This window comes from Streptomyces sp. NPDC007896 (assembly GCF_042959425.1).
GTDB lineage: Bacteria > Actinomycetota > Actinomycetes > Streptomycetales > Streptomycetaceae > Streptomyces.
Window position 1 is genome coordinate 652533 of the sequence record NZ_JBIBKX010000001.1, and the last position, 20504, is coordinate 673036.

Sequence of the window (20504 nt, forward strand, 5' to 3'; positions counted from 1 at the left end):
CACACCCCGGTCCGCGTCAACCCCCGGTCCGCGTCATACGAGGGCGGCGGCCTCCTCCAGGGAGAGCCCGCCGCCCTCGGCGTACGCGGCCTCGTACGTCGCGTCGTCCAGCACGGCCCGTACGTCGGCCTCCGCCTGTGCGCGCACCTGGTCCTCCATCGGGCCCACGAAGTGCCCGGGCGGCAGCAGATGGTCGGCGGCCCCGAGCAGCACGGCCGCGTCGCGGACACGGCGGCCGCCGTCCAGACCGGTGAGGGCGATGGCGGCGGTGGTCAGATGCGCGGAGGGCATGTGCGGGGCGATGATCTGCGACAGCGGGTCGCCCGCCCGCGCCAGGGCCTGCCGCACCTTCTCCAGGGCGCACTCGTGCAGCCCCTCGATCGCGTCCAGCCAGGCCTCGACGCCCACCACGAAGCCGTCGAAGACCACGAAGGTGACCGCTTCGAAGTTCGCGCGCAGCAACCGCATCTCTTCGCGCGCCTCGGCGACCCGGCCGCTGCGGCCCAGCCACATCGACAGGAACAGCCGGGAGGCGGGCATGGCCTCGTTGTACGCGCCGTCGCCGCGCTCCAGGACCTGCCGCAGCAACCGCTCGCCGCGTTCGGTGTCGCCGGACTCGATGAGCACACCGCCGAGCCGGGTGCTCAGGACAGCCGTCTGGGCGTGCGCGCCGAGCCCTTCGGCGTGGGTCATGGCCTCCGTGTAGTCCGCGGCGGCGAGCGTGAACTCGCCCCGGCGCTCGTGGGCCTCACCGCGTGCGGAGAGCGCCTCGGCGGCGCCCCAGGCGTCCCCGAGCCGGGTGAAGAGTTCCAGTGCCTCGTCGGCGTCCCGGGTCGCGTCGCCCGCCCAGGTGGCCCGGTTGGCGAAGATGTTGGCACGCATCTGGAGGGCGACGGCGAGTTCCCACTCGTAGCCGAGTTCGCGGCAGGTCTGGACGGTCGCGTCGATGACGGAGCGCATCCGCTCGATGTCGCCGGTCAGGATCACGGCGTAGAACCAGAGGTTGCCGGGGGTGCGGCAGGTCTGCGGCTGGCCGGGGCGGTAGGTCTCGCTGATGACGCTCAGTTTCCGCTTGGCCTGCGGGGTGTCCCAGGCCGCCATGTCCATGTCCATGCAGGAGAGATGGACGAGGTGGACACCGCGGCGGGCCTCTTCGAGGACCTCCGGGCGCATCGGCGGCGGGGTGTCGGTGCAGCTCTCCGGCAGCGGGGCGGCCGGCCGCACGGGCTCGGCGAAGGGGTCCGGGCCGAGGGCCATGACCTCGCGCGACCAGTGGCGGGCCATCAGCCGCAGATCGCGCATCTGCCAGTACCAGGTCAGGGAGAGGACCAGGCAGAGCGCCTCCTGCTCGTCGCGGGCGGCGACGGCGTGCTGGAGGGCGGCGCGGATGTTCTCCGACTCGGTCTCCAGCCGTTCGATGGCGGCGCGCTGGCCCGGGCCGCGCAGCCGGGGGTCGGTGGTGCGGGCCAGTTCGCGGTAGTGCGTGAGATGGGCGCGCTCGGCGGCGGGGCGCTGCCCCGACTCGTCGAGCCGCTCCCCCGCGTACTCGCCGACGGTCTCCAGGAGCCGGTAGCGCATCTCGCCGTCCCCCCAAGGGGCGGCCACGACGAGGGACTTGTCGACGAGCGAACCGAGCGCTTCCAGGGCGGCCGGTCCGCAGACGGCCTCGGCGGCGGCGAGGTCGCAGCCGCCCGCGAAGACGGACAGCCGCCGCAGCACGTCCCGTTCGTCCTCGTCGAGGAGGTCCCAGGACCAGTCGACCACGGCGCGCAGGGTCTGCTGGCGCGGCAGGACGGTACGGCTGCCGGAGGTCAGCAGGCGGAACCGGTCGTCGAGCCGGTCGGCGATCTGACGCGGGGTGAGCATCCGCAGCCGGGCGGCGGCGAGTTCGATGGCGAGCGGCAGTCCGTCGAGACGGCGGCAGATCTCGGCGGTGGCCGCGGGGTCGTCCTCGACCCGGAAACCCGGGCGGGCGGCGGCCCCCCGGTCGGCCAGCAGCCGCAGCGCGAACGGCTCCGGCAGCGGCTCCACGGGGCGCAGCAACTCCCCCGGTACGCCGAGGGATTCGCGACTGGTGGCCAGTACGGTCAGCCCCGGGCACCGTTCGAGCAACTCCTCGACGAGACGCGCGGCGGCGTCCACGACGTGCTCGCAGTTGTCGAGGACGATCAGCATGCGGCGCTTGGCGCAGTGCTCGGCGAGCCGCTGCAGGGGATCACCGTGCCGGTCGGCGGCGGCCCGCATCTCTTCGGCACCGGCGCCGCGCAGCACGGTCTCGCGGGCTCCGACGGCGGTGAGCACGGCCTCGGACACGGCCTCCGGGTCGTCGACGGGCGCGAGTTCGGCCAGCCACACCCCGTCCGGCGCGGTGTCCGCCACGCTCTCCGCCGCCTCCTGCGACAGCCGCGTCTTGCCGGCCCCACCGGGCCCGAGCAAGGTCACGAGGCGTGCCGCCGCCAGATCTCCCCGGATCGTGTCGATGTCCGCGGCCCGCCCGACGAAGGAGGTGAGCCGGGCGCGGAGGTTGCCGGGGGGCGAGGGCGAGGGCGGGGGCTCGGAGCGGCCAGGCCCGGCCGGTGCGGGCCGGCTCTCGGACCCGCTCTCGGACCCGCCCGCGGTCCGGCCCGCGGTCCGGCCCGCGGCGCCGGGTCGCGGTCCCTGGGCGTGTGCCCCGCCGCCACCGTCGGCCGGACTGAGCAACTCCCCGTGCAGGGCGCGTAGTTCGGGTCCTGGGTCGGAACCGAGGCGGTCGGCCAGCAGCTCCCGTACGGACTCGTACGCGGCGAGGGCCTCTGCGGAGCGGCCGGCGTCACGCAGGGCGCGCAGACGCAGGACGTGCAGGGGCTCGTCCAAGGGGTGGAGGTCGCACAGGGCGGTGAGCTCGGGCAGGGACTGTTCGGCATGGCCGAGGGCGAGGGCCGCCGTGAACCGGGCGCGCCGTACGTCGAGACGGCGGGTCTCCCAGCGGGCCGACTCGGCGGCGCGGTCCGGGAGGTCGGCGAGGGCCGGGCCGCGCCACAGGGCGAGGGCGTCTTCGAGGGCCTCGGCCGCCTTCGTGGGGTCGCCGTCGGCGAGCGCGCGTGCGCCCTCCCCCGCGAGCCGCTCGAAACGGTACAGGTCGATGTCGTCGGCGCCCGCGGCCAGCCGGTAGCCGCCGTCCCCCGAGTCCACCGCCTGCGGCCCGAGCGCCCTGCGCAGCCGTCCCACCAGGGCCTGGAGCGCGCCCGGTGCGTCGGCGGGCGGATCGCCGTCCCACACCTCGTCCACCAGAACGGCCGCGGGCACGGTCCGTCCGGGCCGCAGCGCGAGCACGGTCAAGAGGGCGCGCAGCCGCGCCCCGCCGAGCACGACGGGCGTGCCGTCGGGGCGCAGTGCCTGGGTGGTGCCAAGGATGCGGTAGCGCACGGGGTCCATTGTCTCCGGTGGCGTGACGATCTCAGCCCCTACCTTCTCCGGAACCAATGACCGACCGCGAGACGTTTTCCCCGTGAGCCCGGTACGGTCGGGCAGGCCCAGCACCATGCGTACCAGTCCGAGGAGACCCATGACCACCGCCGCTTCCCGTCGCAGCAGCGACCGGAGGATCAGCCCCGTCTTCCTCGGGATCGTGGCCGTGATGGCGGTGACCGGCTGGGCGATCTGGACCGGCTTCGCCGACCAGCCCGGCTTCGCCGTGTTCCTCTTCGTGACGGCCGCGTGGATCGTCTCCCTGTGCCTGCACGAGTACGCGCACGCGCGCACCGCCCTGCACAGCGGCGACATCTCGATCGGCGCGAAGGGCTATCTGACGCTCAACCCCCTGAAGTACACGCATGCGCTGCTGAGCATCGTGCTGCCGGTGATCTTCGTGATCATGGGCGGGATCGGTCTGCCGGGCGGGGCGGTCTTCATCGAGCGGGGCCGGATCCAGGGCCGCTGGAAGCACAGCCTGATCTCGGCGGCGGGTCCGCTGACGAACGTGCTGTTCGCCGTCGTGTGCACCGCGCCGTTCTGGCTGCACGCCCTGGACGGCGTCCCGGACACCTTCCGCTACGCGCTGGCGTTCCTCGCGCTGCTCCAGGTCACGGCCGCGATCCTGAACCTCCTGCCGGTCCCGGGCCTGGACGGCTACGGCGTGATCGAGCCCTGGCTGTCGTACAACATCCGCCGCCAGGTGGAGCCGTTCGCGCCGTTCGGCCTGCTCGCCGTGTTCGCGGTGCTGTGGATCCCCTCGGTGAACACGGCGTTCTTCGACGCGATCTACTCGATCCTGGGCGCCCTGGGCATCGACGACGTACAGCGTTACTGCGGTCAGAACCTGTACCGCTTCTGGGACGGCGTCAACGAGTACTGCACGATCAGCCGCTGACCGAGGACCCGCTGCGGCCGCGCCGCGCGTAGTACCAAGTCATGTTGGACGACAGTCCGGCCAGCAGCACCCACACGATCCCCAGCCAGCTGCCCTGGACGAAGGAGACGACGGCCGCGGCGACGGACAGGACGCACACGGTGAGGGCATAGAGCGCGAGGCGGGGCATGGGGGGTCTGCTCCTGTCGGGACGGTTCGAGCGAGGTCGTACGGCGTCCAGTGTCCCTCATGTCCCCCATGCCCGTGCGCCCGCTATACGTCCGTCACCCGGAGGCCGGCGTGGGCCTTGTAGCGGCGGTTCACGGAGATCAGGTTCGCCACCAGCGCCTCGACCTGGTGGGCGCCTCGCAGCCGGCCGGCGAAGACACCGCGCATGCCGGGGATGCGGCCGGCCAGCGCCTGCACGATCTCGACGTCCGCGCGCTCCTCGCCGAGGACCATCACATCGGTGTCGATCTCGTCGACCTCCGGGTCCTGGAGAAGGACGGCCGACAGGTGATGGAAGGCGGCCGCGACCCGGGAGTCCGGCAGCAGGGCGGCGGCCTGCTCGGCGGCGCTGCCCTGCTCCGGCTTCAGGGCGTAGGCACCCTTCTTGTCGAAGCCGAGCGGATTGACACAGTCGACGACGAGCTTGCCGGCCAGCTCCTCGCGCAGGGATTCCAGAGTCTTGCCGTGCCCCTCCCACGGTACGGCGACGATCACGATGTCGCTGCGCCGCGCGCACTCGGCGTTGTCGGCACCCTCGACACCGTGGCCCAGCTCCTCGGCGGCGGTCTGCGCGCGCTCCGCGGCACGCGAGCCGATGATCACCTTCTGGCCGGCCATGGCGAGCCGGTAGGCCAGGCCCTTGCCCTGCGGGCCGGTGCCGCCGAGCACGCCGACGACGAGCCCGGACACGTCGGGAAGGTCCCAGGGGTCCTTCGCGGGGGCCTTCTGTGCACTGTCAGTAGAGGTCATGGGCCGACTTTACGTGGCGCGGTTCCCGCCCCGGGGGCTTCGGGTGCTCAGGTGAGGGCCGTCACGGGGATACGGCGGAAGGTGATCGTCTCGTACGGCCCGAAGTCGCCCGTCTCGTAGAGGAGCCCCACGGTCGTCGCGTCGACGCGGACGAGGTCGGAGTACGCGGCGGGCAGTCCGTCGACCGTGTGCGCGGGCCGCCAGGTGGTGCCGCCGTCGGCGGAGGCGCGGACGGTCATCAGGGCGCGGGCTGCGGGGTCGGCGGGCCCCGAGTACAGCAGCAGGTCCGGGTCGCGGAGCTGGAGCAGACTGCCCTGGACGACCGGGGTGACCAGGCCGGCCTGTGGCCGGAAGGGTTTGGTCAGGGTCCTGCCGCCGTCCGTGGAGTGGGCGTCGGCGCGGTTGCCGGGGGACGGGGAGTCGTTGCGGGTGTTGAAGTAGACGCGCCCGTCGGGGAGTTCGGCGGCGGTCGTCTCGTTGGCGTTGACGTATCCGTCGGTGTTCTCGTCGATGTACCCGAGCGACCAGGTCTCGCCGCGGTCGTCGCTGAGCAGGCAGTGGCCGCTGTTGTACTTCGCCTCGGTGCCGGTGTCCGAACCGGTGGGCGGCAGAGTGTGGTTGCCGGGGACGACGACCCGGCCGGTGCCGAGCTGCACGGCGTGCCCGGGCGTGGTCGCGTACCACCGCCAGTCCGCCTTCTTCACCTGCCCGGTGATCTCCTTCGGGGCGGACCAGGTGACGCCGTCGTCGTCGCTGTGCTGCACCCAGACGCGGCGCCCGTCGGCGGGCTTCACCCTGCCGCGCAGGATGGCGTCCTCGGTCGCTCCGGCGGCGGCGCGGACGTGCACGAGCAGGATCCGGCCGGTGTCGAGGACGACGGGGGCGGGGTTGCCGGCGAGATCGTTCCCGTTCCGGGCGACGGCCTGGAGCGGGCCCCAGGTGCGGCCGCCGTCCGTCGACCGCTTCAGGACGATGTCGATGTGGCCGTGGTCGGCGGCGGAGTCGACCCGGCCCTCGCAGAAGGCGAGCAGGGTAGGAATGGGGGTGGGGGTGGTGCTGGGGCCGGGCACGGTGGTGAGTGCGGGCGGTGCGGTGGGTGCGTACGGGTGGCGACTACGGCCGGGATGCGGAAGCTCGCGTAGCCTTCGCGGCCCGCGTGGAAGGGGGTGCTGGTGACCGCGGTTGTTGCCGTGGTGGTTCCGGTTGTTTCCGTCATGCGCCGGGGTCTGCCCCACTTGGGCGAATTCATGGTGAACTCCGCCTGATCAGTTGTCGATTGGGGCAGGATGCGTGCGCATGGATGCCGTACGGGTCGCGTTGTTGCGCGAAGTCCTCGCCGGGACCGAGTGGTTGGGGGCCACGCGGCGGTTCGCGGAGGGCCTGAGGGGGTCCGTGGTGTCGTACGGGGGCGGGCTGCTCCTCGTGGGCACGGCGGAGTACGAGCCGTGGCACCTGGCCGCACACCTGGTGGACGAGGCGGCCTGGTCGGGGACGCCGGAGCTGGCGCCGACGCTGGTGCGGCACGGGGCGCGGGCCTCGGACCCGGCCCATCTCGCCGTGGGCCTCGGCCGTATCGAGGCGGCGCGGCGCGGCGAGACGCTGCTCGTGGTGTCGCCCGCCGCACCCGGGGCGCCGCTCCTGGAGCGGGTCCACGACGCGCGGCGAGCCGGGGCGACCGTGCTCGCGCTCGACGCCGGTGACCGGGAGCTGGGAGCGATGGCGCACGAGTCGCTGACCGTGCCGCCGGATCAGGAACTCGACCTCGACACCGTGCAGCACCTCGTCAGCGCGGCGGCCGGGGAGAACTCCCTGCCCTCCCCGCGGGGGCGGCGCCGGTTCCGCGACCGGCTCTCCCGCCTCGCGGACCAGTTGACGGCTCCGCCGGCGGCACGGTGGTAGGACACGGCGGGCGGCGACATGACCGGAGGGACGACGGCGGGTGGTGACGTGACGGGAGGAACGACGGCGGGGCGGCTGGGCGACGGAAAAGCAGTTGCCGCCGCGGTGGGCGGCCGCTCAGCATGAGCCGTCGTGACCGACGACGCCCCCGTATCCCCCGCCGCGCTGCCCGCGCACGCTGAACCCGCCGCCGGTGCCGGTGCCGGTGCGCGACTGCGGTCGCTGCTGCCCGATCTCGCACCCTGGCGGGCGTCGGCCGACTTCCGGCGGCTGTGGCTGGCCGGGCTGATCACCAACTTCGGCAGCTTTCTGACCTTCGTCGCGCTGCCGGTGCAGATGAAGGTGCTGACCGGGTCGGCGGTGGCCGTGGGGGCGATCGGGGCCGTGGAACTCGTACCGCTGATCGTGTTCGGGCTGTACGGCGGGGCCCTCGCCGACGCCCTCGACAAACGGAAGCTGATCCTCTACACGGAGGCCGGACAGGGGCTGCTGTGCGGCGGACTGCTCGTCAACGCGCTGATGCCGCGTCCGGCCGTGTGGCCGCTGTACGTGGTCGCCGCGCTGTCCTCCGCGCTCGGGTCGGTGCAGCGGCCCGCCCTTGACTCGCTCGTCCCCCGGATCGTGGCGCACGAGCACCTGCCCGCCGCGGCCTCCCTGAACTCCCTGCGCTGGTCGGTCGGCGGGGTCGCGGGGCCGGCGCTCGCGGGCGTCGTGGTCGCGTACGCCGGGCTTGGCTGGGCGTACGCCGTGGACCTGGTGACCTTCGTGGTGTCGGTCGTACTGATCGTCGGACTCGCCGCGTCACCGGCCGCGCACGAGGCCGCGAAGCCGTCGCTCGCCTCCATCGCTCAGGGCGCGCGGTACGCGTGGAACCGCAAGGAACTCCTCGGCACGTACGTGATCGACCTGGCCGCGATGTTCTTCGCGATGCCGCTCGCGGTGCTGCCGTTCCTCGCCGACGAGCTGCACGCCGCGTGGTCGCTCGGGCTGATGTACGCCGCGCTGCCCGCCGGGGCGATGCTGGTGACGCTGACCAGCGGGTGGACCTCGCGTGTGCACCGGCACGGGCGGATGGTGGCGTTCGCGGCGGCGTGCTGGGGGCTGGCGATGGTGGGGGCGGGAGCCGTGCACAACGTGTGGCTGGTGCTGCTCTTCCTCGCCCTCGGCGGCTGTTGCGACATGGTGAGCGGGATCTTCCGGGGCGCGATGTGGGACCAGACGATTCCGGACGAGCTACGGGGGCGACTCGCCGGGATCGAGCTGCTCTCGTACTCCGTCGGGCCCCAGCTGGGGCAGGTACGGGCGGGCGGGATGGCGGCCTGGACGGGGGTACGGGCGTCGATCTGGGCCGGGGGTGTGCTCTGCGTGGGAGCGGTGGGGGCGTTGGCGTGGTGCCTGCCGCAGCTGATGAGCTACGACGTACGGACGAATGAGCACGCGGTACGGATGCGCTCCGCTCGGGGTGAGGCGGTGCTCTCCCACCCGCACCACCCGTGACGGTCACTTGGGTGGTGCGGGTCGCCCGCGGGGGCCGGCCGCCGTCGGCGCCCGCGGGTCCGAGCGCCACTATGGCTCAGCGCCCTCACGCCGTCCCGGCGCCTCGGCGCCCCGGCGCCCCGGTGGCTGAGCCGCCGGTGTCTGGGCGCCCGGCGCCTCGGTGCCCCGCCGTCCCGCCTTTCGATGCCTCAGCGCGTGCTGCTCCAACCCCTCGGTGCCTGGGCACCTGTGCCTCGGCGTCCGGTGCCCGACTGGCCCTGCCCCTCAGCGCCCGCCGGCCGGCGCGTCCAGCGTCTCGGGTCTCGGGTCTCGGGTCTCGTCAGTCGTCCTCTGGGGTCGGGCCCGTTGCGTCGTGCCATTTGGGGTCCGTTTCCCACTCGAGGTTGCGCTCTTGGGCGGTCTCCATCGCGTGTTCGGCCTCCTCACGGGTGGTGTACGGGCCGAAGCGGTCCTTCGCGGGGCACTCGGGGCCCTCCTCCACCTTCTGGTGGACGAGGCAGTAGTACCACTCGCCCGGCTTCCCTACGGTCCGCTTCTTGAAGAGGGCCATGACCTGCTCCTTTCGCCACGGACATAGTGCCCCCATGCCCGCTGGTTAGACTCGCTGGCATGTCTGGCCAGTCGCTGCTCGTACCAGGAGAGCTCTCTCCCACCCGTCCCGTTCCGGGAAACATCAGGCGCCCCGAGTACGTGGGCAAGCCCTCCCCCACGCCGTACACCGGCCCGGAGGTACAGACCCCCGAGACCATCGAGGCGATGCGGATCGCCGGGCGGATCGCCGCGCAGGCGATGGCCGAGGCGGCGAAGCTCATCGCGCCGGGCGTGACGACGGACGAGCTGGACCGGGTCGCGCACGCGTACATGTGCGACCACGGCGCCTATCCGTCCACCCTCGGCTACCGCGGTTTCCCCAAGTCCCTGTGCACCTCGGTCAACGAGGTCATCTGCCACGGCATCCCCGACTCCACGGTGCTGCGGGACGGCGACATCATCAACCTCGACGTGACGGCGTACATCGGTGGCGTCCACGGCGACAACAACGCGACGTACCTGGTCGGGGACGTGGACGACGAGTCGAGGCTCCTCGTCGAGCGGACCCGTGAGTCCCTCGACCGCGCGATCAAGGCGGTCAAGCCGGGCCGCCAGATCAATGTCATCGGCCGCGTGATCGAGTCGTACGCCAAGCGGTTCGGATACGGGGTCGTGCGGGACTTCACGGGGCACGGGATCAACTCCTCGTTCCACTCAGGACTGATCATCCCGCACTACGACAGCCCGCACGCGACGACCGTCATCCAGCCCGGGATGACCTTCACGATCGAGCCGATGCTCACGCTCGGTACGCACGACTACGACATGTGGGACGACGGGTGGACCGTCGTGACGAAGGACCGCAGGCGGACGGCGCAGTTCGAGCACACGCTGGTCGTCACGGAGAGCGGTACGGAGATCCTCACCCTGCCGTAGCCGCGCGCCTGTGGCTCATAGCCCGTAGCCGTAGCGCCCAGCCCGCCCTGATCACAGGGCGGGCTTTTTTTGTCGCCCGGCGGGGTACGTTTTTACCGACAGGATGACGGGAACCTGTCGAGAATGGTTCGTGTACGAGGCGCTGGAGACGGACGCCGAGCGGTTGGCGTCCGATCCGGTGGCCGGGCCGTTCGTCCGGCCGGAGTTGCCGCGTCGCGGTGCGCTGGAGCGTGACCTCACGCATCTGCGGGGTGCGGCACCGAGTGCAGGCGGGCGTTCGCCCTCAACGCGGCGGCATTCCAGGCCCTGGGCGAGGAGTTCCCCCTCACGGCCTGACCCGGCACGCGACAACTTCCTTCGCCCCCGCCGCCCCTACCCGTCCCATCCGTACCTGGGGGCTCCGCCCCCAGACCCCCGATCGGCCTGAACGGCCTCGTCCTCAAACGCCGGACGGGCTGAAAGATGCGCGCCGGCGCCCCTTGAGGGGCGCGGGGAACTGCGCGACCAGCCCCCACCGGCCCGCAGCGAACGAATCCGGGCGGGCGGGGGATGCGGGGCGAAGCCCCCGCCCACCGGCCCGCAGGCGACACCCGCACCTAAAGCCGTTCAGGCTCGAAGCAGCCGTACGCGGCCCCCCACCTCCACCCACCCACCCGGCTGCGGTGCAGTGAGGATCTGGGAGCCGGCGCCCTGGACGATGTTCAGGGCCCGGCCCAGCCGGTCGGTGAGCAGCAGCGCCGCCGCCCCCGTCGCCTCGTCCTCCACGATCCCGTCGTCCCGCCCGGGAAAGCCTCGGGCCCGCACGCGCCCGGCCGACTCGTCCTCCCAGGCCCAGGCGTACACCCACTCCCCCGACTCCGGCACGGCCAGCGCGTCGACCTCGTCGGCGGACCCGTACTGCCGCAACGTACGCCCCGGCGCCCACTCGGCCCGCGCCTCGATCCAGCTGAACTCCCCGTCCAGCCGCACCCCCACGACCCCGGCGGGCGTGACCAGCTCGGGGATGTCGAGCAGCCATCCCACTCCGACACAGGGATGCCCGGCGAACGGCAGCCGCAGGGTCGGTGTGTAGATGTCGACGACCCCACGTTCGGGGTCGTCGACGAACACGGTCTCGCTGAACCCGAGCTTCGCGGCGAACGCCTGCCGCTCCTCCGGATCCGGCATCACCGAACCCTCGCGCACCACACCGAGCTCGTTGCCGTGTTCACCACCGGGCCCGCAGAAGACGCGCAGTACGTCGAAATCAGTCACCGTTCCTATGGTAATCGGCCGGTGTCGGCCTATCAGACATCCCGAACAGCGTGCGTTGGTGCCGTCGGTGGGGGTGATGCTGATGGTGTGGTTCCCTAACGGCGCCCCCGCCTCCCCGTCCGCGGTCAAAGACATCCGCCGTGCCGACCATTCCTCACTCCAACTGTCCAACTCCGCTTGCCAGTCTGCCTCCGTCAGGTCCACGGGCGACACGCGTAGCCGCGTCCGGATCGGACACCCGGAAGGCGGGGCAACCACGAACGGGGCGGTCGGCGCGCGGAAGGAACGCAGCTCCCATCCGGCGGCGACGGTGGACGCGGCAGTACGACGCCAATGGATTGAGCCAGGACGCACGAAGCCGAGACGGATCACTCCGTGCGCCGCCCGCGCACCGCGACCACACGCCCGCGGCCGCCGCGCCGGGCGCCCGACCGGGACTTTTGAGCTGGTAGAGGCGAGCGCCCCGCTCACGTCACTTGCCCTGGACCCCCTCACCCCCAACGGGACGATTGACCAACGCTTGACTATTCCATGGCGTTTACTTTTGGCCACCGTGATCAGGCCGTGTCCGTGGGTCAACTGTGAGAGCTGAATCACCGTAGGGGTGGGTAAGAGTGAGGTAAGCCTCAGGTAAGTTAGGCCAGCCTCACCATGCCAGCGGGGATCTTCCGCCTGGTTTGTCCGTCGTTCTCTTGGAGCCTGAATGCGAGCCGTCCGACTCTCAGTTGTCACCGCCGCCGCTACCGCGGCCGCTCTGGCCGCCGTCACGGGCTGCACCGAGAAGAGCGACGCCGGGTCCGGCGACGCGATTCAGGTGACCGCCGCCGACTCCAAGTGCGACACCTCCACGAAGTCCGTCCCGGCCGGCCAGGTCACCCTGAACATCGAGAACAAGGGCTCGAAGGCCACCGAGGTCGAGATCCTCTTCCCGGACGACCGGATCGTCTCCGAGAAGGAGAACATCGGCCCGGGCACCAAGTACACGCTCACCGCCGAAGTCAAGGCCGGTTCGTACGAGATAGCCTGCCGTCCCGGCATGAAGGGCCTCGGCGTCCGCCAGAAGCTCACCGTGACCGGTGGCACGGTCGCCAAGCGCGACCCGCGCCTCGACAAGGCCGTCGCCGCCTACCGCGAGTACGCGCAGGAGCAGGCCGACGCGACGATCCCGAAGGTGCAGACGTTCGCCGACGCCATCAAGGCCGGCGACATCGAGGCCGCCAAGCAGGCCTACGCCCCCTCCCGCTTCGGCTGGGAGTGCACCGAGCCGATCGCCGAGTCCTTCGGGGACATCGACCCCAAGACCGACACCCGCGTCAACGACCTGGAGAAGGGCCAGAAGTGGACCGGCTGGCACGCCCTGGAGAAGGCCCTCTGGCAGGACAAGAAGATCGGCGCGGAGCAGAAGACCCTCGCCGATGAGCTGGTCACCGACCTGAAGGACTGGCAGAAGCGGGTCGGCAAGGCCGAGATCACCCCGACCTCCATGGCCAACGGCGCCAAGGAACTCCTCGACGAGGTCGCCACCGGCAAGGTCACCGGCGAGGAGGACCGCTACTCGCACACCGACCTCAGCGACTTCAAGGGCAACGTCGAGGGCGCGCAGAAGTCGTACGAGCTGCTCAAGCCGGTCGCACAGCAGAACGACAAGGCGCTGACCACCGAGCTCGACAAGCAGTTCACGGCGCTGAACACGCTGCTGGACAAGTACCGCACGGACGATCCGCAGGAGAAGGCGCAGAACGGCTTCGTGTCGTACGACAAGGTCACCAAGGACCAGCGCAAGGAACTCTCGGACGCGGTCAACGCGCTCGCCGAGCCCCTGTCCAAGCTCGCCGCGGCTGTTGTGAAGTAGGCGGAACGCATCATGACGACTGACACCACGGAAGCAACGGGCGGCCCCACGCCCTCCCGGCGTTCGCTGATCGGCTGGGGCGGTGCCGGGCTCGCGCTCGGGGCCGCCGCGGCCGGCGGCGCGGTGGCGATGACCCGTACCGGCAACGACGTGGAACCGGCGGGTGCCGAGACCGGCGCCGCGGTCGCCTTCCACGGCGCGCACCAGGCGGGCATCGCGACGCCGGTGCAGGACCGGCTGCACTTCGCCTCGTTCGACGTGAAGACGGACGACCGCGCCGAGTTCGTCCAGATGCTGAAGGACTGGACGGCCGCCGCGCGCCGGATGACCGGGGGGCACGCGGTCGGCGAGGGCGCGTACGGCGGACTCGCCGAGGCGCCGCCGGACGACACCGGCGAGGCGCTGGGTCTCAAGCCGTCCCGGCTGACGCTGACCATCGGCTTCGGGCCCTCGCTGTTCGAGAAGTACGGCGAGAAGTTCGGGCTGACGGGGCAGCGGCCGGAGGCCCTCGTCGACCTGCCGGCGTTCCCCGGTGACAACCTGGAGAAGTCGCGCAGTGACGGCGACCTGTGCGTCCAGGCCTGTGCGGACGACCCGCAGGTCGCGGTGCACGCGATCCGCAACCTGGCCCGGATCGGCTTCGGCAAGGTCGCCGTCCGCTGGTCGCAGCTCGGCTTCGGAAAGACCTCCTCGACGACCCCCGACGCCCAGACCCCCCGCAACCTCATGGGGTTCAAGGACGGCACCCGCAACATCGCGGGCACCGAGCCGGACCGGCTGAAGAAGTTCGTGTGGGTGGGCGAGGGCGAGGGTCCGGCCTGGATGACCGGCGGCTCGTACCTCGTGGCGCGCCGCATCCGGATGAACATCGAGACCTGGGACCGGACCTCGCTGCAGGAGCAGGAGGACGTCTTCGGCCGGGACAAGGGCGAGGGCGCGCCGGTCGGCAAGGCCAAGGAGCGCGACGAGCCGTTCCTGAAGGCGATGAAGCCCGACGCGCACGTACGGCTCGCGCATCCCGACTCCAACGACGGGGTCACCCTGCTGCGCCGGGGCTACTCCTTCACGGACGGCACGGACGGCCTCGGCCGGCTGGAGGCCGGGCTGTTCTTCCTCGCCTACCAGCGTGACGTGCGCAAGGGGTTCATCCCGGTGCAGCGCAGCCTCGCGCGCTCCGACGCGCTCAACGAGTACATCCAGCACGTGAGTTCGGCGGTCTTCGCCGTCCCGCCAGGCGTCCGCGACAAGGACGACTGGTGGGGGCGCGCGCTGTTCTCCAAGGAGGCATAGCCCGTGTTCGGCAACTATCTGATCGGTCTGCGCGAGGGGCTGGAAGCCAGTCTCGTCGTCTGCATCCTCATCGCCTACCTGGTGAAGACCGACCGCAAGGACGCCCTGAAGCCCATCTGGATGGGCATCGGCGTCGCGATCGCGCTCGCCCTCGGCTTCGGCTGCGCGCTCGAGTTCGGCTCCCAGGAGCTGACGTTCGAGGCGCAGGAGGCGCTCGGCGGTTCGCTGTCGATCGTCGCGGTCGGCCTGGTGACGTGGATGGTCTTCTGGATGCGGCGCACCGCCCGGCATCTGAAGTCCGAACTGCACGGCAGGCTGGACGCGGCACTGGCGATGGGCACGGGAGCGCTGGTCGCGACCGCGTTCCTGGCCGTCGGCCGGGAGGGTCTGGAGACGGCGCTGTTCGTGTGGGCGTCGGTGCACGCGGCGAGCGACGGCACCCCGCGCCCGCTGATCGGTGTCGCCCTGGGCCTGGCCACCGCGGTCTTCCTCGGCTGGCTCTTCTACCGGGGCGCACTGAAGATCAACCTCGCGAAGTTCTTCACCTGGACCGGCGGCATGCTGGTCGTGGTCGCGGCGGGTGTGCTCGCGTACGGCGTCCACGACCTGCAGGAGGCCGACTGGATCCCGGGGCTGCGGAATCTCGCCTTCGACATCAGTGGCACGATCCCGCCGGACAGCTGGTACGGCACGCTCCTCAAGGGCGTGTTGAACTTCCAGCCCGACCCGACGGTCCTTCAGGTCACGGTGTGGGCGCTGTACCTGGTCCCGACACTCGCGATCTTCCTCGCCCCGGTAGGGTTCGCCTCCGGGAAGGGGAAGGTGAAGGCACCTGATGAGCAGGGATCGCGCGGGTCGCAGCCCACGAAGGCTTCGTAGTCTCAACCGGTTCGCCCTGGCGACAGGGGCGGTGACCGTTCTGTCCTTGTCGGCGAGCGGCTGCGTGGTGGTGCACGGGGAGCGGGAGGTCGTACCGACGGCGACCCGGACCGAGGCCGCCCGTGCGCTCAAGGACTTCACCGCCGCCTACAACAAGGCGGACAAGGCGAACGACAGCTCCCTGGACGCGGACCACGTCACCGGCGCCCTCGGCGCCATCGACGGCGCGAAGCTGACGGCCGGGCAGAAGAACAATCCGGGCGGCAACCCGGCCTATTCGCCGCTGTCGCTGACCGACGCGAAGTTCTCGATACCGGCGAAGGCGGGCTGGCCGCGCTGGTTCGTGGCCGACGCCGCGGCCAACAAGGGTGTGGCGGGCTACCGTTGGCTGCTCGTCTTCACCCGGGGCAGCGCCAACGACGTGTGGCAGGCCTCGTATCTGACCGTCCTCGCCGCCACCGACGTACCGAAGTTCCAGCAGGACAAGGACGGTTGGGCGCAGCCCGTCACCGGGGACGACACGGCTCTCGCCGTCGAGCCGGACAAGCTGAGTCAGTCGTACACCACCTATCTGAAGAGCGGCGGCGACACCTTCGCACCGGGCCTCCACACCTCGCAGTGGCGGACCCAGCGTGCCAAGAACGCCACCAAGCCCGGTCTCGCCCGGCAGTACATCGACGAGCCGCTGTCCTCCGGCGACTACGCCCCGGTGGGGCTGCGCACCACGGACGGCGGCGCGCTGGTCTTCTTCACCACCCGCCGCTACGAGAAGCAGACCGCCGCTCAGGGCACCGAGATCCCGGCCCCCAGCGCGGACGTCAAGGCGCTGACCATCGGTGACATCAAGCAGTCCCTCACCCTGGAGTTCGTCTCCAACCAGGCGGTCCTGGACCCCGGGAAGAGCGCGCAGAAGCAACAGGTAGCGGTGCTGGGCCGGATCGAGGGGCTGACGGGGGCGAAGGGCGGATGACCGGCCCGGCCCGGCCGGCTCCTGCCGGCTAGTTGCGGTGGGGCCAGGCTGCCAGCTGGTCGTCCGACTCGTTCTCGCCCGCGTAACGGGCACAGGCGTCCGTCAGGGCCTCGAGCAGGCTCAGGGGGTCGGGGAGTGGGTGTTCCGGGCCTCGTACCCAGTCGACCGTCAGGCCGCCGGGGAGCTGGGCCGGCGGCACGAGGACGTACGAGCCGCGGCAGTGCCAGCGCAGACCGGGGTGCTCGTCCGTCGTCTCGGGGTGCGAGTCCAGCTCGCACGGCCACCACTCGTCCTCGTCCTCGGGCGTACCGCGGGTGAGTGTGAAGAAGAACATGCGGCCGTCGCCGCTCTGCGCGACGGGCCCCACCTCCACGCCGGAGGCGAGCAGCCGCTCCAGCGCCTCGCGGCCCGCGTCGACGGGCACGTCGAGGACGTCGTGCACCATGCCGGTCGCGGTGATGAAGTTGGCCTGCGGCTGGTGCCGGACCCACCGCTCGATCTGGGCGCGGTCGGTCGTGGACTGGGTCTGCCAGGCGAAGGAGACGGGGTGGCGCGCGGGGGTGGGACAGCCGACGCGGTCACAGGAACAGCGGTAGCCGGAGGGGTACGCGGCCTGCGCGAGCGGCAGCCCCGCGGCGGCAGCGGCGACCAGCAGGGCCTCGCGCCCACCGCCGGCAGTTTCCACGGTCCCCATCGACCGGCGACCACGCAGCCACTGGGAGATCCTGCCCTGCGCGCCGGAGCGGCGGCCGAACTCTGCGCTCATCAATCCCCTCGCCAAGCAGTTGTGCCGACAGCGGTCGTGTCGCGGCGTCACGTCCAGCACGTTCACGTCGATTACGTCGATTACGTCGATTACGTCGATGAATCGTGCTGACAAACGCCTTCAACAACCTCTATGGTCCCACCCTCTTGTGCCCCGGATGTACAGAGCCCCCCATCCGGGGCGCTTTGGCATGATTCATCCCCGTGGAGCGAGGCCGTACAGCGCGTAGTCGACGAGGGTGTCCGTATACGCGTACGAGATGGGGCCGGTGTGCTGGAGCCAGCGCTGCGCGAGCGGGGAGACGAAGAGTTCCAGGGCGATGCGGGGGTCGATGTCGGGCCGCAGGTCGCCCTTGTCCTGGGCGGACCGCAGCCGCTTCACGTAGAGCTGGAGCTGGGGTTCGAGGAGCTTGGAAACGAACTCGACACCGAGCGCCTCGTTCACGAGGCCCTCCGCGGCCAGGGCCCGCGAGGGGATCTCGAACTTGGGGTTCAGGAGTTCGTCGACGGTGGCGCGCAGCACCTGCTTGAGGTCGGCCGCGAGATCACCGGTGTCCGGGATGCCGTACTCCGCGTGCTCCCCCAGCACCTCCGGCCGACCCGCCGCCTGCGCCGCCTGGGCGCTCAGATCGATGAACGCCTCCAGCAGGACGTCCGCCTTCGACGACCACCACCGGTAGATCGTCTGCTTGCCGACGCCCGCGCGGGCGGCGATGCCCTCGATCGTGGTCTTGGGGTAGCCGACCTCGCCGACGAGGGCGAGGGCGGCGTCGAAGATCGCGCGGCGGGACTTCTCGCTGCGGCGGGTGGAGTCGGGGGTGGGTTTGGCGGAGGGGCGGGGCGTGTGGGCCATGGGGTGAATTTAACAGGTTGACAAGACGGATCGTCTCGCGACAGAGGCCCACACCCTCCAGCCCGTCCGGCGTTTGAGGACGAGGCCCTTCAGGCCGATGCGGGGGGTGGGGGCGGCAGCCCCCGGGATGGGACGGGTGGGGGCGGCGGGGGCGAGAGCCGTCGTGGCCCTGCGAAGTCCACCCGTTCGCCAGGCTGCCGACGTGCCCCGCGGACCGCACCATGGGCATCACCTACCCCTGCGGTACGTGAGGAGCCCTCCTTGCAGCCTCCCCGCCGCGCCACACCCCGGCGCTATCTGATGTGCCCACCCGCACACTTCGACGTCACCTACGCCATCAACCCGTGGATGAACCCCGCCAAGCCGGTCGACGTGCCGCTCGCCGTCGCCCAGTGGGAGGACCTGCGCAGCCGGTACCGCGCGCTCGGCCACACGGTCGAGGAACTCACCCCGCGCCCCGGCCTGCCGGACATGGTCTACGCCGCGAACGGGGCGACGGTCGTCGACGGCCGGGTGCTGGGCGCCCGGTTCGCGCACCGGGAGCGGGAACCGGAGGCGGCGGCCCACCTGGAGTGGTTCCGCGCGCACGGCTTCCCGCACGTCCACGAGCCGGTCCACGTCAACGAGGGCGAGGGCGACTTCGCGGTCACCGCCTCCTACGTACTCGCCGGCCGCGGCTTTCGCGCGAGCCCTCTCTCGCACGGCGAGGCCCAGGAGTTCTTCGCGCGACCGGTGATCGGGCTCGACCTGGTCGACCCCCGCTACTACCACCTCGACACCGCCCTCGCCGTCCTCGACGACACGACGGACGAAATCATGTACTACCCGCCCGCCTTCTCCCCCGGCAGCCGGGAGGTGCTGCGGCGGCTGTTCCCCGACGCGCTGATCGCCGGTGACGAGGATGCCGCCGCGCTCGGCCTCAACGCGGTCTCGGACGGCCTGCACGTGCTGCTGCCGCAGGCCGCGACGGGGCTCCTCGGTCCGCTGCGCGAGCGTGGCTTCGAGCCCGTCGGCATCGATCTGAGCGAGCTTCTCAAGGGCGGCGGCAGCGTGAAGTGCTGCACACAGGAGCTGCGGTGTTGAGGAGCGGAGGAGCTGAGGAGCTGAGGTGTTGAGGTGTTGAGGTGTTGAGGAGCTGAGGAGCTGAGCCCCGGCTGCTAGTCCTGCGCGGGCGGCGGTGGCCAGGCGTCGCCCCAGTCCGCGTCGCGGGCCGCCCGGTACAGCGGCCCGTGACGCTTGGTCACCGTCTCGCGGTGCAGGGCCTCGTCGGGTCCGCACAGGTCCAGGAGCACCTGGCCCTTGCGGATCTGCGGCTTGCGTACGACGCGGGAGGGGGCCGGGGTCGGCGGGAAGCGGGTGGCGGCGACGTAGCTGAACTTCTCGTCCTCGTAGGGCAGGGAGCCTCCCTTGACCTGACGGTGCAGGGAGGAGCGCGCGACCCGGGCGGAGAAGTGGCACCAGTCCTCGCCGGGGACGATCGGGCAGGCCGCGCTGTGCGGGCAGGGGGCGGCGACGTGGAACCCGGCGGCGATCAGTCGCTCCCGCGCCTCGATGACGCGCGCGTAGCCGTCGGGCGTACCGGGCTCGATGATCACGACGGCCTGGGCGGCGGTCGCGGCGGCGGTCACGACGGAGGCGCGGTCGGCGTCGGTGAGCTCGCCGAGGACGTAGGAGACGGTGACGAGATCAGTGCTCTCGATGGTGAGCGCTGATCCGATACGAGAGCGGTGCCATTCGGCGGACTTCAGCTCCGGGTTCGCCGCGGCGATCTCGCGGCCCAGTGCGAGGGCGGGCTCGGCCCAGTCGAGCACGGTCACGGGGCGGGCGCCCGCCCAGGTCGCGTTCACCGCCCAGGTCGCGGCGCCCGTGCCGCCGCCGACGTCCACGTGGCTCGCCGGCGTCCACTGCGGGACCGCGTCCGCGAACGCCTCCAGCGCCGATCGCACCGCCTCGAATGTCGCCGGCATGCGGTAGGCGGCGTACGCGACCACGTCCGAGCGGTCGCGGAGGACCGGGGTGTGGGTGGGGGTCGTTCCCCGGTAGTTCGCGATCAGCCGGTCGACCGCCTGTGTGGCCGCCTTCGGCGGGAGGCCGTCGAGGAGTCCGGCGAGGGCGGTACGCAGGGTCTCGGCGGGATGTACGGGGACGTTCACCCGCCGATTCTACGGTCGCCGCAACAGCGTCCTCGCCCCCGCCGCCCCTACCCGTCCCGTCCTCGACCTGGGGGCTCCGCCCCCAGCCCCCCGATCGGCCTGAACGGCCTCGTCCTCAAACGCCGGACGGGCTGGAGATGCGGGCCGGGGTGGGTGGGGTGCGGCACCCGGCCTCGCCCTGGAACGCCGGACGACCCCGGGCGTTTAGGGGCGCGAGGAACTGCGCGACCAGCCCCCACCGGCCCGCGGCCAAACGAATCGGGCGGGCGGGGGATCCGGGGCGCAGCCCCGGCCCCAGGGGCGCGGGGAACTGCGCGACC

17 protein-coding genes and 2 pseudogenes are annotated in these 20504 nt (G+C 71.7%); 10 read left to right on the plus strand and 9 right to left on the minus strand.

Annotated features, from left to right (window positions below; all coding sequences use genetic code 11):
- Positions 1-33: 33 nt before the first annotated feature.
- On the minus strand, positions 34-3414 hold the full coding sequence (locus tag ACFZDJ_RS02975) for a BTAD domain-containing putative transcriptional regulator (RefSeq protein WP_391055640.1): 3381 nt from the start codon (positions 3412-3414) through the stop codon (positions 34-36).
- Between the two features lie 130 nt (positions 3415-3544).
- Between ACFZDJ_RS02975 and ACFZDJ_RS02980 the strand changes: the two genes are divergently transcribed.
- Positions 3545-4348: a site-2 protease family protein gene (locus ACFZDJ_RS02980; RefSeq protein ID WP_168490819.1), complete on the plus strand. Its 804-nt coding sequence runs from the start codon at positions 3545-3547 to the stop codon at positions 4346-4348.
- Here ACFZDJ_RS02980 and ACFZDJ_RS02985 read toward each other — a convergent pair.
- The 3 genes and pseudogenes from ACFZDJ_RS02985 to ACFZDJ_RS02995 form a co-directional block, all read right to left on the minus strand.
- Positions 4338-4517: a hypothetical protein gene (locus tag ACFZDJ_RS02985; protein WP_101405507.1), complete on the minus strand. Its 180-nt coding sequence runs from the start codon at positions 4515-4517 to the stop codon at positions 4338-4340. The two genes, ACFZDJ_RS02980 and ACFZDJ_RS02985, sit on opposite strands and share 11 nt — an antisense overlap.
- 83 nt (positions 4518-4600) lie before the next feature.
- Positions 4601-5305 (minus strand): NADPH-dependent F420 reductase, encoded by a 705-nt coding sequence (gene npdG, locus ACFZDJ_RS02990; RefSeq protein ID WP_391055642.1) that lies wholly within the window; start codon positions 5303-5305, stop codon positions 4601-4603.
- Positions 5306-5352: 47 nt separating this feature from the next.
- Positions 5353-6521: pseudogene (locus tag ACFZDJ_RS02995) on the minus strand (exo-alpha-sialidase).
- 80 nt (positions 6522-6601) lie between these two features.
- Between ACFZDJ_RS02995 and ACFZDJ_RS03000 the strand changes: the two are divergent.
- A complete protein-coding gene (locus tag ACFZDJ_RS03000; protein WP_384905007.1) occupies positions 6602-7204 on the plus strand; it encodes a hypothetical protein in 603 nt (200 codons plus the stop codon).
- Between the two features lie 132 nt (positions 7205-7336).
- A complete protein-coding gene (locus tag ACFZDJ_RS03005; protein WP_391055645.1) occupies positions 7337-8701 on the plus strand; it encodes an MFS transporter in 1365 nt (454 codons plus the stop codon).
- A 319-nt stretch (positions 8702-9020) separates the two neighbouring features.
- Here ACFZDJ_RS03005 and ACFZDJ_RS03010 read toward each other — a convergent pair whose 3' ends face one another.
- Complete coding sequence (locus ACFZDJ_RS03010) at positions 9021-9251, minus strand: hypothetical protein (RefSeq protein ID WP_075026519.1); 231 nt, start codon at positions 9249-9251, stop codon at positions 9021-9023.
- A gap of 59 nt (positions 9252-9310) precedes the next feature.
- On the opposite strand from ACFZDJ_RS03010, the gene map reads away from it, so the two are divergent.
- The gene (gene map, locus ACFZDJ_RS03015; protein WP_067363301.1) at positions 9311-10168 is read left to right on the plus strand and encodes a type I methionyl aminopeptidase; all 858 of its coding nucleotides are present in this window, start codon (positions 9311-9313) and stop codon (positions 10166-10168) included.
- Between the two features lie 124 nt (positions 10169-10292).
- Positions 10293-10421: pseudogene (locus tag ACFZDJ_RS03020) on the plus strand (biliverdin-producing heme oxygenase); the annotation flags it as partial.
- A gap of 353 nt (positions 10422-10774) precedes the next feature.
- Here ACFZDJ_RS03020 and ACFZDJ_RS03025 read toward each other — a convergent pair.
- Positions 10775-11422: a PhzF family phenazine biosynthesis protein gene (locus tag ACFZDJ_RS03025; protein ID WP_355487905.1), complete on the minus strand. Its 648-nt coding sequence runs from the start codon at positions 11420-11422 to the stop codon at positions 10775-10777.
- A gap of 703 nt (positions 11423-12125) precedes the next feature.
- On the opposite strand from ACFZDJ_RS03025, the gene efeO reads away from it, so the two are divergent.
- Genes efeO through ACFZDJ_RS03045 form a run of 4 tightly spaced genes read left to right on the plus strand, consistent with a single transcriptional unit; the run spans position 12126 to position 16413 of the window.
- The gene (gene efeO, locus ACFZDJ_RS03030) at positions 12126-13274 is read left to right on the plus strand and encodes an iron uptake system protein EfeO (RefSeq protein WP_391055649.1); all 1149 of its coding nucleotides are present in this window, start codon (positions 12126-12128) and stop codon (positions 13272-13274) included.
- 12 nt (positions 13275-13286) lie between these two features.
- Positions 13287-14564: an iron uptake transporter deferrochelatase/peroxidase subunit gene (gene efeB / locus ACFZDJ_RS03035; protein ID WP_391055652.1), complete on the plus strand. Its 1278-nt coding sequence runs from the start codon at positions 13287-13289 to the stop codon at positions 14562-14564.
- Positions 14565-14567: 3 nt separating this feature from the next.
- Positions 14568-15443 (plus strand): iron uptake transporter permease EfeU, encoded by an 876-nt coding sequence (gene efeU / locus ACFZDJ_RS03040; RefSeq protein ID WP_384905015.1) that lies wholly within the window; start codon positions 14568-14570, stop codon positions 15441-15443.
- Positions 15400-16413 (plus strand): hypothetical protein, encoded by a 1014-nt coding sequence (locus ACFZDJ_RS03045; protein ID WP_391055655.1) that lies wholly within the window; start codon positions 15400-15402, stop codon positions 16411-16413. The genes efeU and ACFZDJ_RS03045 overlap by 44 nt, the downstream gene beginning before the upstream one ends.
- Positions 16414-16441: 28 nt before the next feature.
- Here the strand turns inward: ACFZDJ_RS03045 and ACFZDJ_RS03050 are convergent, their stop codons facing one another.
- On the minus strand, positions 16442-17179 hold the full coding sequence (locus ACFZDJ_RS03050) for a bifunctional DNA primase/polymerase (RefSeq protein ID WP_391055658.1): 738 nt from the start codon (positions 17177-17179) through the stop codon (positions 16442-16444).
- A 195-nt stretch (positions 17180-17374) separates the two neighbouring features.
- Entirely contained in the window at positions 17375-18031 is a 657-nt protein-coding gene (locus ACFZDJ_RS03055; RefSeq protein WP_168508321.1) for a TetR/AcrR family transcriptional regulator, read from the minus strand.
- A gap of 261 nt (positions 18032-18292) precedes the next feature.
- Between ACFZDJ_RS03055 and ddaH the strand changes: the two genes are divergently transcribed.
- Positions 18293-19114 carry a dimethylargininase gene (ddaH, locus tag ACFZDJ_RS03060; protein WP_384905021.1) on the plus strand — a complete coding sequence of 274 codons (822 nt, stop codon included), beginning with the start codon at positions 18293-18295 and terminating at the stop codon, positions 19112-19114.
- 74 nt (positions 19115-19188) lie between these two features.
- On the opposite strand, the gene ACFZDJ_RS03065 is transcribed toward ddaH, so the two are convergent.
- The gene (locus ACFZDJ_RS03065; protein ID WP_390927903.1) at positions 19189-20184 is read right to left on the minus strand and encodes a small ribosomal subunit Rsm22 family protein; all 996 of its coding nucleotides are present in this window, start codon (positions 20182-20184) and stop codon (positions 19189-19191) included.
- Between the last annotated feature and the right edge of the window lie 320 nt (positions 20185-20504).

Bases quoted from the DNA above. Each gene is read 5' to 3' on its own strand.
- ACFZDJ_RS02975 (WP_391055640.1), bottom strand. From the start codon at position 3,414: ATGGACCCCGTGCGCTACCGCATCCTTGGCACCACCCAGGCACTGCGC.
- ACFZDJ_RS02980 (WP_168490819.1), top strand. From the start codon at position 3,545: ATGACCACCGCCGCTTCCCGTCGCAGCAGCGACCGGAGGATCAGCCCC.
- ACFZDJ_RS02985 (WP_101405507.1), bottom strand. From the start codon at position 4,517: ATGCCCCGCCTCGCGCTCTATGCCCTCACCGTGTGCGTCCTGTCCGTC.
- npdG (WP_391055642.1), bottom strand. From the start codon at position 5,305: ATGACCTCTACTGACAGTGCACAGAAGGCCCCCGCGAAGGACCCCTGG.
- ACFZDJ_RS03000 (WP_384905007.1), top strand. From the start codon at position 6,602: ATGGATGCCGTACGGGTCGCGTTGTTGCGCGAAGTCCTCGCCGGGACC.
- ACFZDJ_RS03010 (WP_075026519.1), bottom strand. From the start codon at position 9,251: ATGGCCCTCTTCAAGAAGCGGACCGTAGGGAAGCCGGGCGAGTGGTAC.
- map (WP_067363301.1), top strand. From the start codon at position 9,311: ATGTCTGGCCAGTCGCTGCTCGTACCAGGAGAGCTCTCTCCCACCCGT.
- efeO (WP_391055649.1), top strand. From the start codon at position 12,126: ATGCGAGCCGTCCGACTCTCAGTTGTCACCGCCGCCGCTACCGCGGCC.
- efeB (WP_391055652.1), top strand. From the start codon at position 13,287: ATGACGACTGACACCACGGAAGCAACGGGCGGCCCCACGCCCTCCCGG.
- ACFZDJ_RS03045 (WP_391055655.1), top strand. From the start codon at position 15,400: ATGAGCAGGGATCGCGCGGGTCGCAGCCCACGAAGGCTTCGTAGTCTC.
- ACFZDJ_RS03050 (WP_391055658.1), bottom strand. From the start codon at position 17,179: ATGAGCGCAGAGTTCGGCCGCCGCTCCGGCGCGCAGGGCAGGATCTCC.
- ACFZDJ_RS03055 (WP_168508321.1), bottom strand. From the start codon at position 18,031: ATGGCCCACACGCCCCGCCCCTCCGCCAAACCCACCCCCGACTCCACC.